The organism is Methanomassiliicoccales archaeon (genome assembly GCA_026394375.1).
Lineage (GTDB): Archaea > Thermoplasmatota > Thermoplasmata > Methanomassiliicoccales > UBA472 > JAJRAL01.
The window spans coordinates 72922-88657 of sequence record JAPKYJ010000022.1; the positions used below are offsets into that span (position 1 = coordinate 72922).

A 15736-nucleotide genomic window follows, 5' to 3' on the forward strand; every position below is an offset into this window, starting at 1 on the left:
TGCTCCAGTGGAAGCCAGCAATGGAAAAGATTGATTAGCCTCAAAGCGATAGCGCGCCATCGGTGCTTCGATGGAAGGAGACTTCACCGTCACCCCGTGGGAGGTCACGGGCCAGATCGACTACGACCTCCTGATTCAGAAGTTCGGGACCAAGCGGATAGACGAGCAGATGCTAGTGCGCTTGGCTGGCTACGCTCCGTTGCACCTGATGCTCCGCCGCGGCATTATGTACTCCCAGAGGGACCTCGATTGGATACTGGATAAGTACGACCAGGGAGAGAAGTTCGTCCTATACACCGGCAGGGGACCGTCGGGGCACACCCACCTTGGCCACCTGATGCCTTGGATATTCACCAAGTGGCTGCAGGACACCTTTGACGCCGAGCTCTACTTCCAGATGACGGACGACGAGAAGTACCTTTTCAATGAGAACTTGAGCCTCGAGGACACGTTGCGCATGTCCTACGAGAACGCATTGGACGTCATCGCCTTGGGATTCGATGCCAGCAAGACGAAGATCCTGGTCGACACCGAGCTCATCAAGACCCTCTATCCGTTGGCGCTTAAGGTGGCGAAGAAGGTTACCTTTTCCACGACCAAAGCGGTCTTCGGCTTCGACAACTCCACCAACATCGGCAGCATCTTCTACACCAGCATGCAGTCCGCACCGGCATTGTTGCCTTCGGACCTGAAAGGCAGGAACGTGCCGGTGCTCATTCCCTGCGGCATAGATCAGGATGCCCATTTCCGCGTCACTAGGGATGTGGCGGAAGCCCTCGGCTACTACAAGCCCGCCCTCGTCCACGGCAAGATGTTCCCCGGGCTCACGGGCAGCGACAAGATGTCGTCCTCTCAGCCAGAGACCACCATCTTCACCACCGACCCGCCGAAGGTGGTCAAGAAGAAAATCGCCAACGCATTCACGGGCGGAGCGGTGTCGGCGGAAGAGCAGCGCAAGACCGGAGGAAAGCCCGAGGTGTGCTCCGTCTACAAGTACCAGTACTTCATCTTTGAGGAGGACGACCGACAGGTGGAAGCCTTGGCGGAAAGATGTCGCAAAGGCGAGATCCTGTGCGGGGAATGCAAGAAGCTCTTGAGCGAGCGCTTGGTGCACTTCCTGGAAGAGCATCAAAGGCGCCGGGAAGAGGCCAAGGGGAAGCTGGACGATTTCCTGATGAAAGCATGACCGAGCTCCTGCTTATCGGATACGTGCGCAACTCCGCCGAAACGCCGGCGGACCTCTCCGATATCGTCTCCAGGATCGAGGTCCTGCCGGAGTTCGTCCAGGGCCTAGAGGGTATCGAGGACGGTGAAGAGATCATCGTATTCTTCCTTTTCCACCGTTCCCTCGGCTACGACCTGATGGTGCATCCGAAAGGAGATGAAAGAAACCCTCTCATCGGCGTCTTCGCTTCCCGCAGCCCCAGGCGTCCGAACTCCATCGGCATGACCCAAGTCAACGTGGTCCGGCGGGAAGGCAGCTCGCTTTTCGTCGAAGGCCTAGACGCGCTCAACGGCTCGCCGGTCATCGATATCAAGCCAGCGGTACGTCGGGACCAACGAGACATAAATTGCAAATAGGCCGGCGCTTTTCTATGTCAGCATGAACGCCTCGGAGATCCGAGAAGGACTGAGCTATCAAGAGCGGAAGGTGCTCCTCATGCTGCAAAAACTGGGGAGCGGCGTGAGTCCGGAGCAGGTCTTCGAGGCGGGCGGTTTCTCGCATCAAGCTGAGGTCATGAACGGCGCTTCATGGCTGCAGTCCAAAGGGCTCATCCTCATCAAGGAGAGCCCGCAGAAATGGTTCTCGCTGCGCAACAGAGATATCATATTGAAGGGCCTGCCGGAGAGGAGGGCGCTGATGGCTATCGAGAAGAACGGCGGTTCGTTGAATATGGGGGAGCTGGAATCCACCGTCGGCAAGGCGGATGTCCCGGTGGCCATTGGCTGGCTGCGTAGGAAGAACCTGGTGAAGATGGAGAAAGGCGCGGAGACGATCATCACCCTCACGGAACAAGGAAAGGCGGCGTTGCAAGCGGAAATGGAGGACGAGAAGGTCCTGAAGGCGATGGCGCAAAAGGACCTGAGCGAGAACGAGGTTGCCGCCGAAATGGTCGCTCAGCTCAAGGGACGCCAGGACCTGATTGCGGAGAAGCTCTTGGTCTCTCGCAAATTGGAGCCGACCGACCTCGGACGCGAGGTGCTCGCAATGGGCATCGAACTCAAAGAGGAAGTGGCGCAGCTCACTCCTGAACTACTCCAATCGAGCAAATGGAAGGACGCATCCTTCCGGAAGTATGACATCAACACGTTCGCTCCCGTCGAGTCCTCGGTCAAAAAGCATCCCCTGACCAGGATCGCGGACGAAGTGCGCAAGATCTTCCTCCAGATGGGGTTCACGGAGATTGACGATGAGTATGTGCAGCCAGCGTTCTGGAACATGGACGTCCTGTTCACGCCCCAGGACCATCCAGCTCGTGATCTGCAGGACACCTTCTACTTGAAGAACCCGGCCCAGATCGAGCTGGATGACGAGCCGCTGGTCCAGGTGGTAAAGGCCATCCACGAGAACGGAGGGAGTTCCGGGTCGCTGGGATGGAGATATCCCTGGAGCCGGGAGGAAGCGCAGAAAGCTCTCTTGCGCACGCACACCACCGTGAACACCATCCGCTATCTGGCCAAGCATCCCGATCCTCCGGTGAAGGTATTCTCATTGAGTCGGGTGTTCAGGAAGGAGGCCATCGATTCCACCCACCTTCCAGAGTTCGTGCAGATCGAAGGCATCCTCATGGAGGAGCACGCCAGCTTCGATATGCTGGTAGGCGTGCTCAAGGAGTTCTACAGCAAGATGGGCTTCGATCAGATACGGGTGCGTCCGGGCTACTTCCCCTATACTGAACCTTCGCTGGAGGTAGAGGTGTTCTTCAACGGCAACTGGATGGAGCTGGGGGGAGCGGGCATCTTCCGACCTGAGGTCACCGCTCCTTACGGCATCAAGTACCCGGTGCTGGCATGGGGGCAGGGCTTCGAGAGGCTGGCCATGCTGCGCTGGAACCTCAAGGACATACGCGAGCTATACGCCACCGACATGGACATCCTCAGGCAGAGCCGCATCTTCTGATCCCGAGGCCGCGGTAGGTCAGCTCTCCCCCCACTTCTTAGGTGGATTCGCTTTGTCGGCGAACTCCCTAGCCTTCTCCACCATTCCAGAGATCGCATACGCTTCGGACAAGGCGGAATACCAGGGTCGTCTGTCCTTGGCCTTGGTTATGGCAAGGCCCTTGCTCAAATATCGCAGGGCATCCTCTGCCTCCTTCGACTTCAAGTGCGCCATGCCGGCCAGGAAATATAAGCGGTCCAGCGACTCCGGGTCCGATCCGGCGGTCCGCAGTGCCCGGGAGAGAATGTCCCAAGCCTCCTTCTGCCGATCGAGAAGGATGAGCGTCTCCGCCCTCTCCAGTTCCAGATGAACGGGGATGTTACCTGACATCGTCCCGGCCTGTTCGAAAGCCTCCAGCGCTTTCTCCGCCTGCCCGAGGTCGCGCAGCATCTTTCCCTGTATCTCCAGGCCAGCCGCTCGTTCCTCGGGATCGGAGGAGGCCTGCATCTCCGCGCAGACGCTTGAGCAGTACCCGCAGTCCTTCAGAATGCGAGCCAGCTCCCCTTGCAGCGAGCGCACTCTGAGGGCATAGCGCTCCGAGGGCGATTCTATCATCGCCACCGACTGCAGCAATCTCTCATCCGGATCTTTGAGGAGCAGGTGCGACTTGCTGGCCACGAGCATCTCAGCCTCCTTGGTCCTTCCGGACATGATCAGGTGGTATAGCCTCTCCCGATAGTCGCCCTCGGCCAGCCAGTAGTCGGCAGCGCGGCTGTGGTATCTTTTCCTCTCGTCCTTGCTCAGCAGCCCCTCGATCTCTCTCCTCAACTCCGGAGGAAGGTCCACCATCCCCCGACGGTCGACGGGCAGGATCATGGCGCTGCTCTCAGGGAGCGCTTCCCTTCTGAAGGGCTTGCGGAATACGCATGCTCCCGCAATAATGATCTTGTGTTCGTCAGAAAGGGAGGCGTAGAGCTCTGGCCCTCGGCTCCGCCGTATGTCCAGCAACGGACCGAGGTCCAACCCCTCGCGCTCCGCGTACTCCCTGATCGTCTGCTCCCTGGTTTCGCCAGCGGGGCTTAAGAAGTATACTTTACGTTTGTTCTTCCCTTTCTTGATGTGCGCCAGCTTCTCTTCCACCACGCCAGACTCACGCAGCTTCTTCAGTTCGATGGCCGCGTGCGCCCGGGAGATGCCCAGGCTGCCCGCGATGCCGTCTTGGCTGACGTCAAAAGGCACGTCGAAATTGTCCTTGAGCATCTGGAATCGACCGACATAGAGGATGATCCGCTCGCCTACCGTCAATCCGGGCATTGCCATCGCATCCTGAGACGGCCTATATAACGCCAAGTAGGTGACTACTACATGTGATATTACCATTAAAGGAGCGGCGGGGGCATCCAGATGTGCGGAGGGTTCGTCGAGGTGCTTGACCTGTCCGATTTCTAGAGTAGTCTCTGGGCTCTTCCACCGGTATTCGACCGCGTTCTCAGGGCACAGATGCGCTTCCCGGCAAAGAATTATGCGCTGAATCGAGATTAGCAGGAGAGATGCGCCTTCTCGTTTGCAGTCTGGACGATATCGCAAGCGTCAACATCCGAGACCGTCTGCTGGAAATGTACCAGTGGACGGAGAAGGGCTTGTTCCAGGGACGCCCGATCCTTGAGCGCGGCGAGGACCGGATGATCGCTATCGAGGGACTGCACCTCTTCGCCGATGGTCTGGATATTGAAATGGAGGAGGCGACCGGAATAAAGCCCTCGAGCGTCGTCTTCCTTTCCCGCCACAAGGCCGCCTCCGGCATTCCCACTCTGACCGTGCATCCTATCGGCAATCATGGAAAGGCGGATTTTGGCGGAAGGGAGGGTACCCTGGTCCCCTCCTCACCCGATCTCATGACCAGCACGCTCCGGGCGCTGCGCGCCAACGCCAGCGGACTTGGTTTTCAGATATCGTTCGAGGTGACGCATCATGGACCCTACCTGCTCGCTCCGACCATGTTCATCGAGATCGGCAGCTCGGAAGAGAACTGGGGAGACCGACCGGCAGCGGAAGCACTCGCGAGAGCGCTCATGGAGACGAAGGTGCTTGAGGCACCGAAGGCCATCGGTGTGGGGGGAGGACACTACGCCCCCCGCTTCAGTGAGGTCATCGATTCCAAGCGCATCTCCTTCGGTCACATGATCCCCAACTACTTCTGCGATCACGCCTCCGATGAGATGCTTCTGGAAGCGATGCGCCAGGCCATGGCCAGCACTCAGGATGCGAGAGCGGTCTACATCCACAAGAAGTCCATGAGCCGCTCCCGCGCCACGCATATCAAGGAGCTGGTTCGCTCCATCGGCGGAGAAGCGGTCGACAGCGGCGACCTGCAGGACCTCTGACCCGCCTCACTTCAGCTCGGTCCCGCAGATCGGGCAGAGCTTCCAGTTCGATTGTACCGGGGAGTTGCAGGCTGGACAGCATTCGCCGCTTTCCTCGCGTGCCTCCTTGGCATCTCTCGACTCCTTGGAAGCGAGGATCTCGTTCCTCAGCTCCTTGTCCTCTGCTTCCTTCTCCCAGGTCATGCGGCCGTAGCGCTTGGTGGGCTTGAGGGCGGCCTTCAGGTCCTTGCCTCCAGAGGTGGCGCGGAAGCCGCTGCCGGAGCCCATCCGGTGGCGGTAGTCGATGGACATGACCAGGCCGCCTGCGACCGCCAGCACAGAGCCGAAGACGGACAGGAAAACGGCCGAGCCATAGGCAGAGCGCTCCATACTGTTGCTGAAGACGTCCGCGTTGAGGAAGTAGATGACCAGGACCGTACATGCAGCGGCGACGATGGCGGAAGCGAGCGCTCCCGGCGGCGAGATGCGCCTGAACCGTTCCACGCTCCTCTCGCCCAATAGCTCAAGGGCGGCCAGTATCGCGCATACCACCCCCGCCAAAGCTATCACGTAGGCCACCAGGAACTTGTAGTTCGGGCCGTTGAGCGTGGCCAGATAATTGTACAGGTCATGGATGTAGAAGGTGCGGCTGATCTCGTGGCTTATGGGGTCGGTGTACTGCGCCCAAGGCAGGACGAAGGAGGCAGCCAGCATGGCGCCCCCGACCACGCAGAACAAGGTGCCGATGAGCACCCCCGTGTGCGTCTTTGGCTTGATGGTGCCTTCCCAGGACGTGCCCTTCCTCTTCGATTTGCGCTGCGATTCTTCCAATCCGATCCCTCACTCCCCCCGCGCATCCCAGCGGGGACGAATCAGTTACGCACCACCGTGCCTTTGACCTTTTCGCCCCTGACCGCATGGATAAGGTCATCGAGGTCCCGGCCGTGCACTATGTACAGCGGGATATTCGTCCGCATGGCGATGTACGCTCCCTTCTTGTCAAAGACATCGGAGGGCCCGGCGGAATGAAGGCCCCTGTTCACCAGATCGAAGAGCTGCTTGTGCGAGATCTCCCTCAGGCGTTTGGCGTCAGAGTACTTCTTCGGATCCGCCGTATAAGCCGCCTGCACTGAGGTCGCATTCACTATCCTTATGGCCTTCACGGCCTCAGCGACCATGGCGGTGACAGCGTCAGTGGTATGCCCCGGCGTCGTTCCGCCCATGACCACGATTCTTCCCTTGGCAAGCTCCTGCGTCGCTCTTTTGACCGTGGTCGGGATGGTTGGCGAGGAGGCATCGCCGAGCGCCAATTGCACCAGGCGGGCGTTCAGGCGGGTGATTTCGATGCCCAAGCGGTCCTGCCGGTCCCGGCTCGCCCCTAGCTTCCTGCAATTGGAGATATAGTACCTGGCCACCCTCCCGCCCCCGCAGACCAGGACCAATCCGAACTCCCCCGACAGCGAGCGCAGGCGAGCGGCGAGCTCCTGTAGGTATGCCAGGTCGCCGTCGCCGGGGACCAGGACGGACCCTCCCAGAGAAACCACGACGCAATCCATGTCTACACCAACAGATTTATAACGCCAATCCATTTGGGTTGATAAAAAACCATAGGTCGAACTGACGATGGGCAAGATTGGTGAAACGCTAACCGAGAGGCAGAAGTACGACTTCAAGCGGTCGTTGGAAGAGGTGCGCAACCTCAAAGGGCGAGGGACAGAGCTGATATCGCTCTACGTCCCCCCAGAGAAGCAGATCTACGACGCGGCCGCCTACTTGCGGGGAGAGTACTCGCAATCCTCCAACATCAAATCCCAGGGCACGCGCAAGGCCGTGCAAGGTGCCATCCAGTCCATTCTGGCCCGGCTCAAGTACTTCAAGGTGCCACCCGCGAACGGCGTGGTTTTCTTCGTGGGCGAAGTGTCATCGGTGGGTGACCAGACCCGCATGGTGCAGTACGTTCTCGAGCCTCCTGAGCCATTTTCCACCTTCCTCTACCGCTGCGATTCGGAGTTCTTCCTGGAGCCGCTGTCGAGCATGCTCCTGGAGAAGAAGGTCTACGGTCTGATCGTCATAGATCGGAGCGAGGCCACCCTAGGCCTGCTGGGCGGCAAGAGGGTGAACGTCATCCGCAACATCCAATCCCAGGTACCAAGCAAGCACCGTATGGGCGGGCAGTCCGCCCAGCGTTTCGAACGTTCCATCGAGATCGCCGCCCACGAGTTCTACAAGAAGATCGCTGACACGGCCACGGACGCTTTCCTGAACCGGGCCGACCTGCAGGGCATTCTGGTCGGAGGGCCGGGGGCGACCAAGAACTTCTTCGTGGGCCAAGGGTACCTGCATCACGAACTGCAGAAGAAGGTGCTGGACACCTTCGATACCGGCTATACCGACGAATACGGCCTGAAGGAGCTGGTGGAACGGGCCAAGGAGAAGTTGATGGACCTGGACCTGATGCGCGAGAAACGTCTCATCACCCGCCTTCTGGAAGAGATCCGCAAGCCTGACGACGGCCTCGCCACGTATGGAGAGAGCCAAGTGCGGGAAGCGCTGAGGATGGGCGCGGTGGACACCCTCCTGCTTTCCGAGGGGTTGCGCAGGAAACGCTATCCCATCGAATGCGCTAATTGCGGTTGGAAGGACGTGGTGACGGCGGACAGAGCGCCGGAACCGGTCCGCTGCCCCGCCTGTGGGGGCGCCACGCTGGTGGGCGAGGGCAAGGACCTGGTGGACGACTTCTACGATGAGACGGAGAAGACGGGCACCAGGATCGAGCTCATTTCCGCTGATTCGGAGGAGGGGGAGATGCTGCTGAAGGCGTTCGGGGGCATCGCCGCCATGCTCCGCTACAGGAAGGGGGCATAGGATGGATCCATACGAACCGTTCGCTCAGGAGGTTCGCAGACTGCTGCAGGAGACCTTGTCCCAGATAGGTGTCCAGGCACAACTGGAGATGGAGCTTCCAGATCCGCAGATCGGTGCCGATTTCGCCTTTCCCTGTTTCCCATTGGCCAAACAGATGCGCAAGGCACCTGCGGATATCGCCGAAGAGCTGGCATCAAAGATACCCCCCTCTCCGTTGGTGGAGAAGGTCTTCGCTGAGAGAGGCTATCTCAATTTCCGCATCGACCAAGCGCTCCTTGCCAAAAACACTCTGGAAGCCATCCTGGAACAGAAAGGTGCCTACGGACAAGGAGAGCCCAAAGGGAACAGGGTGCTCCTGGAGCATACTTCCGTGAACCCGACTGGACCGATACACGTCGGTCGGGCACGCAACCCGCTTATCGGAGATACGTTGGGCAGATGCTTGCGCGTCTGCGGATACCAGGTCACGACCGAGTACCTGGTCAACGACGTCGGCAGGCAGGTGGTGCTGCTCACCTGGGCCTTAGAGAACATCCCCCCTTCGGAAGTAAGCCCTGCCTCGGACCGACAAAAGGGCGATCACCAGCTAGTGGGCTACTATCAGAAGGCGAACGAGCTTCTCGAATCGGATCCCCGCGTCGACCAAGAGATAGCGGAGATGTTGCGCCGGTTCGAGGTTGGCGACGCTGACGTCATCAATCGCGTCCGCAAGACCACAGAGCGCATGTTGGACGGGATCAAGTCCTCGCTCCAGGACATGGATGTGAGCTTGGACCGCTACATATGGGAATCGCAGTTCATCATTAGCGGCGAGGCGAAGCAGGTTGTGGACCGTCTCAAAGCCTCCCCCTATTGCCATGAGGAAGGAGGGGCGTTCTACCTGGACCTGTCGGAGTTCGGCATCCACGGTCGGGATACCAAGTTCTTCTTCACCCGCAGCGACGGCACGACCCTCTACACCACCAGGGATATGGCATATCACCTGGACAAGTTCAAGCGCGCGGACACGCTCATCAACGTGCTCGGCGAGGACCAGAAGCTCGGCCAGGCGCATCTCGCGGCGGCGCTCAAGATACTGGGCGAGGAGAGGGCGCCGGAGAACGTCTTCTATGCCTTCGTCTCACTGCCTGAGGGTCGGATGTCCACCCGAAAGGGACTGGTGGTCTATCTGGACGATCTCATCGATGAAGCAGAGGAACGCGCCTACGAAGAGGTCAAGAAGCGCCGCACCGACCTCACCGAAGAAAGAATGAGGGCCATCGCCCGGGACATCGGTCGAGGAGCGCTGCGCTTCAATATCGTCCGGGTGCAGGCCGAGAAGGCATTGGTCTTCAAGTGGGAGGAGGCGCTCAATTTCGACGGCAACTCCGCTCCCTTCCTGCAATACTCACATGCACGCTGCTGCAGCATCCTGCGCAAGGCCGGGGAATACAAGCACATAGCCGCCCCGGAGAAGCTTCTGGACGAGTGCGAGCGAAAGCTTATCCGAGTGCTCGCCCAATACCCCGGCGTTGTCCGAGAGTCCGGGGAGAAAAGGAGGGTCCACCTGATGCCCGCCTACGGCCACGAAGTGGCGTCGGCCTTCAACCAGTTCTACGCCTACGTGCCTGTGCTGCGATCGGGAGATCTGCAGGACGCGAGGCTCTCTCTGGTCGAGGCCACGATGTGGACGCTCCGCGGCGTACTCGATTCCCTGGGCATTGCCGCTCCGGAGGAAATGTGATGGTGCAGATCAGCAAGCTCAAGGAACAGGACAAGGGGCACGTGCGAGCGTTGGAGCTCTTCATCATGAAGGAGTACTTCGAAGCTACCCTGCACCGCAAGTGGGAGGATCTGAGCCAGGAGTTCATCGACCAGCTCGGTGCCTCCTCTAAGGGTTCGTTCGAGCATTACTTTGAACAGGGGCTGAGTTTCATCGCGAAGGAGAATGGGCAGATCGTTGGCTTCGTCTTCGCTCAGGTGGTCGAGCATATGAGCAACCTGCCCAAGGCGGTCTGGGTGGAGAACATCGGCGTGCATCCTAGCTATCGTCGCCGGGGCATAGGCTACCAGCTTCTGCGCAAGGTGGCCCAAGAAAGCAAGAAGAAGGGGGCGAAGGCGCTGCAGAGCGCCATCATGCCGGACAACCCCAAGTCCATCATGTTGCACAAGAAGGCGGGCTTCTTCATGGACGCGCGCAAGATCGCGTTCCTGGACCTGGAAGCGCTCAAGTGATCAGCGCCCCATCGTGAACTTTTCCTGGCCGTATTTCTCTTCGATCAGCGACTCGATGGTCTTCGTTTCGTAATGGCTGAGCACGCCCTTCACGATTTCCACGTTGAACGTGCTGGCGAAGCCCGCGATCAAGGCGCGCTTCACCTTGTCCATGGACGGCACCTCGCCCAGCTCTTTGGCCAGAGAGGTGACGGTATCCTTGGAACGTCCTTTCTTGCGCATCTTGAGCACGTCGAACATGATCTCGAAGTTGGTGTCCACCATGAGCGTGCCGTGCTGCAGGACCACGTCCCACTTGCGCGTCTGGGCACTGCCGGAGATCTTGCGCTTGTTGACTAGGACGTCGTTCACCTGTTTGAACTCGCCCTTGAGGCCGAGGATGTCCAAGGCCTTGATCACGCCTGCGCACACGGAGGCGAACGTTTCCTCCGGGGTGGCGGGTACGACCTCATTGTCCAAGGCTAGAGCATAGATGATCTGTCCTGGATCGGTGTAGATGGCGCTACCTCCGCTCACTCGGCGGACCAGCTTCACTCCGTGCCTCTCGACCGCTTCCAGGTCCACCGCCTCCTCTACATGCTCGAAATAACCGAGGGAAACGGTCGGCCTATCGCGAACGTACAAGTGCAGGGTGTTGGGAACGATGCGGACGTGTCTGGCCATGAGCATAGCCTCGTCGCAGGCCACCGTGTACACGGGTTCCGCCATCCCGCTGTCGATCATCCTCCAGAGCATCGTCAAGAGAGCTAGTGGCGAGAATAAAAACATTTCTTGTTCGGGAATGAAAAATGAAGAAAGTGAAAGGGATTTAGGAAAAGGGTTTGACTGGCCTACTTCCTTCTATCCGACGGAGAGGACTTCTTCTCTTTCTCTTCGACCTTGCTCTTTTTGCCGAGCTTGGGGAACTTGGGCAGGCGCTTGCGCATGTAGAAGAGAACGATGACCACGATGATCACCGCGAAGATTCCGCCATACAGAGCGACGGCTTTCCAGGCGGCCTCGTTCACCGTCACCGATATGGTGTCAGTGTTGTCGGCTTTGTTGATCTCCCGGTCCACCACGGCGTTGGCGAAGATGGTGTAGTTGCCCTTGGCCTCTGGCGTCCACTTGAAGGTGATCAGGCCATACTGACCCGCCTTCAGCTCGCTCGTTGCACTGCCGTTGATGGTCAGGTCCGAACTCTCTCCGATGGAGTCCTTCTTGCCGTCCGCGCGCATGATGTAGAACAGCACCTTCGGCGCCCCAGCCTTGTCGTTGCCGACATTGGTGAGATTCACCCTTATGGTGCCCTGCTCGCCCTCCGTCATCACGTTCGGAACGAAGACCATGGAAACGATCCTCAGGTCCGGTCGAGGCGAGGTGGTGATGGTCAGCGTCTTGGTCAGGTTCGCAGTGATGCCGGCCGAGTTGTTCACCGTCAGTTTCACGCTGAAGGCCTGGATCTTCTGGTAGTAGTGCTCAACGTAGTTGCCGTACTTCTTCGTACCATCGCCCATGTCCCAGGTGAAGTTCAGGTTGCTGAACGGGTCATAGGGGTCATAGGTGGCATTGGCGCTGAAGCCAAGAGTCTCGTTCTCCTGCGCGGTGACGATCTCCACACTGGAGTTCTTCTTGGTGATCTTATAGCTCGGCACTGATGGGGTCTTGTCCTTCACCTGCACGGTGATAGACTTGACATTGTAATGGCCTGCCACATCGGTGGTGTTCAAGTTCATGTAGAAGGTGCCCGGCTGGGCGTAGGTCTTGCTGACGTTCTGGCTCTCACCGATCCCCACGGTGGTCGTGTTGCCGTCGCCCCAGGTGTACTTCCAGGTCTTGATCAGACCCACGTCCGTTGGGCTGGCGATGTGATCCACCGAGCTGGCGCCGTTGAAGACCAAGGCCTCGTTCTGATCGACGTTAAGCACGCCCGCGGCTATGGTCTTGTCACGAACCGTGAAGTCCGCCGCTGGATTGAGTCCATCCGTCTTGATGAAGAAGGTGGCCGTGTTGGTCAGACCAGCGACATCCGTCACGGTCAGCACTACGCTGATATTGAAGGAGGCCGCGTTGATGCGGTAGGTCGTCCAGGGGCTGGCAAACGGTCCGATCGTTCCCTGACCGACGAAGTTCCAGCTGTATTTGAGCGGGTTACCGTTGGGGTCCGAGGATCCGTTGGCGGTGTAGGCTATATCACGGGCGGTGGACACGATGTAGTGAAGGATATTCCCACCGGTTCCAGTGACCGCGTATGCGTAGGCAGACGGGACACTCGCTCCGCCCACAGCGACCGGGGCCACGGACTTCTGAATGCCAATCGTGACCTGCTCGAACGTGCCCGTGTAAACGGTCGTGTCGATGGTCACGTTGAGGTAGCCTGACACCTTGACGTTCGTCGTCTGGGTGGCGTTGCTGGTCATCTCGTAGCCATTAGGCCACTTCAGTGTCACCTTGTAGTCCAGGGACGGGGTGTCGTACTTGGCGTAACCGAGAACGTTGTAGGAATTCTCTCCGTTCGCGATGCTCGCTGTCGACTGATACAGGGTGCGCATGACCCCGGTGTACGGGCTCGTAGAGGTCACCGAGGTGTTGCCTAGTCCAGTGAATGATAGTAGCGAGAAGTCGGTCGAGACTAGGTACTTGGTGGCGCTTACCTTGACCAGATATTCGCTGGTGACGTTCAACGGACCGAAGGCCTTCATGCGGTTGTAGAAGGCGCCGTACTCCGGACCGGAGACCTGACCGTTGCCATCGCCGAAGGCAAAGTCGATCTGCATCCGGATATTGGGGATGTTGCTGTAGTCAATGTTCGCCACGGCCGCATCGAAGTTCATGTTGGTGATGCGGGTCAGGTTGAACGTGTTCCAGTTGTTGTTGTAGAAGGAGACGTGCGACACGTCGCTCTGGCCGGTGTTGGTCACTAGGTTCACGGTCAGCGACTGGGGTGTATTGGGTAGAACGTTCAAGGTGGTCATGTTTGCCAGCGAATCCGTGGCATCGACCATCAGAGAGAAAGTGCCCGGGTAAGCATCGAACACGAAGTAGTTCGATCCCTGCACCTTCGCTTGGATGATCCTCTTCTCCGCATACTTGGTGATGTCATTGGACACCAGGACCGCGTTCATGCCCACAGGCGGCACTCCCGCCTTGTATACGAAACCGTTCACGAGAACGGAGTTGTTCAGGATCACGCTGACGGTCGTCGTCACGCCGTTCTGGATGTCCACCCGACGCACTTCCGTTTCGAAGCCAACCGAGCTGATGACCAGTCGGTAGGTCGAGACGTAGGGTATCTGGGTGGTCGATCCGGTGAATGACGGGTAGGTCTTCTCCATCTTCGGGCTGGCCAGGATATCGACGGTCTTCAAGACCACGTTCTGTGCTGGCAATCCGTCCGAGGCCCGAGTGACCGTGAGTGAAAGGGTCCCGGTCTGAGTCGGCAGCGCGTGGATCTGGATAGCTCCCAGAGACTTGGAGCTGACTCCGTCGAACTTTACGATGGTCGAGTACTCCTGGGTGAAGTAACCCGTCTTGGTTATTCTTAGTATATAGTAACCAGGAAGCGGGGAGAACGTTGCCAGACCGCCGGCGTCCGAGGTGCTCGTGTATGTCTTTGAGGTGTGGGTTTCAGTCAACGTGACGGTCGCTCCCTGAACCGGAACGTTCAGAGCATCCACCACGTTGAGCGATATCATCGCACTGGTGTCGGCTGCCTGAACTGTCGTGCTTGGCAATAGGGCCAAAGATGACAGCAGCAGGACTGCCACCAGCATGCCTGTTGCTAATTTCCTCGCTTTCATTTCTTTCATCAGCTCCCTCCCTCATGGACAAAGTGCTTGACGTCTTCCCCTGAGTAAGGATTGTAGTGCCGAATACGTTAATGCTAGATAAAGGTTGCTTAGACGTTTGGATATGCTGGCTCGCTCTCGAAAGGCAGAGCACAGCGCATCGATAGGATGGGTAGAACCCACTTTGACATGTATCCTAGTACGTCCTAGGTGACGATGTCTTCGAGCCGCTCCTCGGCAATGGCGATGCGGACCTCTTTGGCAAGGCGACGCCCAGTGCTCATCTCTCGACGCCAGAGCGCGTTGCCGTAGGAATGACCCACGTTCATGTGCACGTTCGTCCCCCCTCCGATGCGCGGCGCGACGTCGTAGATGAAGAAGTTGAGGTCCTTGTCCACGCAGGTCTGCAGGCAGAATGGCCCGATGATGCCCGGAGCGTATTGTTCCTGTGTGACCTTCACGAACCTCTCCGCCAGCTCGAAGGCGTTCTCCAGCAACGATTCCCTCAGGGTGGCCGAGTTGTGCCCGCAGACCGTGTATTCGGGCACCATCTGCTTCTCGTTGAGCGCGAGCTGTTGCGCCGCTGGCAGTCTGACATGGCCGTCAAGCGAGCTCTCGAAGCGCCAATCGATGCCCAGCAGCTCGATCTTGCTGCAGTGGTCCTCGAGCGGCGAATAGAAGAAGTCCAGATTGAACACCGGTCCGATGATGTACTCCTCCATCCTTGCCTGCGAGAGCGTCTCCTGATCGATGACCCCTTGGTCGATGAGCTGCTTGGACTTCTGCTCGTACTCATCGAACGAGGAAGCGGTGAAGAAGCCCCTCTCCAACTTCTTCTTGGCGTGATGAAGCTTGATTATGGTGAGACGGTCGATATCTTCTGGCCGAGCGACCTTCTTGGGATAGGGAAGGCCAGCCTGTTCTAGCAGCCAGTAATAGTCGCGCTCGAACCCCCGGTCCTCCGAGCGCAGCAGGTTCCTGCTGCCTATGAGAGGCACTTCAAAATCGTTCTCCACCGCATCCATGCCGCAATAGGAGGTGAATGAACGATTGGGCACGAAGAGGACATGGTCTCGCACCATCTGTCGCTGCACATCTGGATTCATGATGTCCTTGAACCTCTTGAGAACGATGACATCGTCCACCATCCCCCGAACCAGCTCCCCGCCGATGTCCCGGTGCGCTCGGAAATACACGGAATAGGTCTTCTCCCTTCCTTCCTGACAGACCGCCAGGCTGCGAAATCCCTCGTCCACCGCGCCATCACAAACGTCCAAGGCAGAATGGGAGCCAAGCACTCCGATCTTGATCTTGTCTGGCCTGTATCTGCGTAGGTTGTCGAGCACCTTGTCCCGGTCGATCACGCACTTCCCTCTCCCCTCAGACAAACTCAGAACGCTTTATAGATTGTTGCCGCGCATCATTGG

13 protein-coding genes are annotated in these 15736 nt (G+C 58.6%); 7 read left to right on the forward strand and 6 right to left on the reverse strand.

Features of this window, described 5'->3' with window-relative positions; all coding sequences use genetic code 11:
• The first annotated feature begins 70 nt into the window (after window positions 1-70).
• From NT137_06000 to NT137_06010, 3 genes are read left to right on the forward strand one after another with little or no spacing between them, the layout of a single operon-like run.
• Window positions 71-1186, forward strand: a complete 1116-nt coding sequence (locus tag NT137_06000; GenBank protein ID MCX6652890.1) for a tryptophan--tRNA ligase — start codon at window positions 71-73, stop codon at window positions 1184-1186.
• Window positions 1183-1581 (forward strand): tRNA (N6-threonylcarbamoyladenosine(37)-N6)-methyltransferase TrmO, encoded by a 399-nt coding sequence (gene tsaA, locus NT137_06005; protein MCX6652891.1) that lies wholly within the window; start codon window positions 1183-1185, stop codon window positions 1579-1581. Before NT137_06000 ends, tsaA begins: the two co-directional genes overlap by 4 nt.
• A gap of 22 nt (window positions 1582-1603) precedes the next feature.
• A complete protein-coding gene (locus NT137_06010; protein ID MCX6652892.1) occupies window positions 1604-3121 on the forward strand; it encodes a phenylalanine--tRNA ligase subunit alpha in 1518 nt (505 codons plus the stop codon).
• Window positions 3122-3139: 18 nt separating this feature from the next.
• Here the strand turns inward: NT137_06010 and NT137_06015 are convergent, their stop codons facing one another.
• Window positions 3140-4414, reverse strand: a complete 1275-nt coding sequence (locus tag NT137_06015) for a hypothetical protein (GenBank protein ID MCX6652893.1) — start codon at window positions 4412-4414, stop codon at window positions 3140-3142.
• A 236-nt stretch (window positions 4415-4650) separates the two neighbouring features.
• Here NT137_06015 and NT137_06020 point away from each other — a divergent pair, with 236 nt between their 5' ends.
• Complete coding sequence (locus NT137_06020; GenBank protein ID MCX6652894.1) at window positions 4651-5484, forward strand: hypothetical protein; 834 nt, start codon at window positions 4651-4653, stop codon at window positions 5482-5484.
• A gap of 6 nt (window positions 5485-5490) precedes the next feature.
• Here the strand turns inward: NT137_06020 and NT137_06025 are convergent, their stop codons facing one another.
• Both NT137_06025 and pyrH read right to left on the reverse strand, forming a co-directional pair.
• Window positions 5491-6294, reverse strand: a complete 804-nt coding sequence (locus tag NT137_06025) for a zinc ribbon domain-containing protein (GenBank protein MCX6652895.1) — start codon at window positions 6292-6294, stop codon at window positions 5491-5493.
• Window positions 6295-6335: 41 nt separating this feature from the next.
• Window positions 6336-7019, reverse strand: coding sequence for a UMP kinase (pyrH, locus tag NT137_06030; protein MCX6652896.1), 684 nt, complete (start codon window positions 7017-7019; stop codon window positions 6336-6338).
• A 67-nt stretch (window positions 7020-7086) separates the two neighbouring features.
• Here pyrH and prf1 point away from each other — a divergent pair, with 67 nt between their 5' ends.
• The 3 genes from prf1 to NT137_06045 are packed head-to-tail and all read left to right on the forward strand — an operon-like array spanning window position 7087 to window position 10542.
• Window positions 7087-8328: a peptide chain release factor aRF-1 gene (gene prf1, locus NT137_06035; protein MCX6652897.1), complete on the forward strand. Its 1242-nt coding sequence runs from the start codon at window positions 7087-7089 to the stop codon at window positions 8326-8328.
• Between the two features lies 1 nt (window position 8329).
• Entirely contained in the window at window positions 8330-10051 is a 1722-nt protein-coding gene (argS, locus tag NT137_06040; GenBank protein ID MCX6652898.1) for an arginine--tRNA ligase, read from the forward strand.
• Entirely contained in the window at window positions 10051-10542 is a 492-nt protein-coding gene (locus tag NT137_06045; GenBank protein ID MCX6652899.1) for a GNAT family N-acetyltransferase, read from the forward strand. Before argS ends, NT137_06045 begins: the two co-directional genes overlap by 1 nt.
• On the opposite strand, the gene NT137_06050 is transcribed toward NT137_06045, so the two are convergent.
• The 3 genes from NT137_06050 to NT137_06060 all read right to left on the reverse strand — a co-directional run bounded on the left by NT137_06050 (window position 10543) and on the right by NT137_06060 (window position 15673).
• Window positions 10543-11265, reverse strand: a complete 723-nt coding sequence (locus NT137_06050) for a biotin/lipoate A/B protein ligase family protein (GenBank protein ID MCX6652900.1) — start codon at window positions 11263-11265, stop codon at window positions 10543-10545.
• A 107-nt stretch (window positions 11266-11372) separates the two neighbouring features.
• Window positions 11373-14330: a PKD domain-containing protein gene (locus NT137_06055; protein ID MCX6652901.1), complete on the reverse strand. Its 2958-nt coding sequence runs from the start codon at window positions 14328-14330 to the stop codon at window positions 11373-11375.
• Window positions 14331-14515: 185 nt separating this feature from the next.
• Window positions 14516-15673 (reverse strand): formate--phosphoribosylaminoimidazolecarboxamide ligase family protein, encoded by a 1158-nt coding sequence (locus NT137_06060; protein ID MCX6652902.1) that lies wholly within the window; start codon window positions 15671-15673, stop codon window positions 14516-14518.
• Window positions 15674-15736 lie beyond the last annotated feature (63 nt).